At 57.1% G+C, this 240-nt stretch carries 1 protein-coding gene; it reads left to right on the plus strand.

Annotated elements, in window-relative coordinates:
- Positions 1 to 240 (plus strand): cupin domain-containing protein (locus tag SB772_RS45075; protein ID WP_410839158.1); only part of this gene is annotated, 240 nt, incomplete at both ends.

Here is a 240-nt window from a genome sequence, read left to right on the forward strand (position 1 = left end):
CTCCCTTCGCCGAATCGTTCGATCTCGAACACGCGTTCGCCGGCGTATCCGAATACTGGTCGCCGAAAGTCGTCGCCCAGGTCAACGATCAATACGTGAAAGTCGCCAAGGTACGCGGTCAACTCGTGTGGCACGACCACACTCACGAAGACGAACTGTTTTACGTCTTACGCGGGCATCTGAAGATCGAATATGAAGGCGGGCGCGTAGTGGATCTGCCCGCCGGTTCGATGCATGTCG

It is taken from the genome of Paraburkholderia sp. SIMBA_030, assembly GCF_046535245.1.
In the GTDB taxonomy this organism is placed as follows: domain Bacteria; phylum Pseudomonadota; class Gammaproteobacteria; order Burkholderiales; family Burkholderiaceae; genus Paraburkholderia.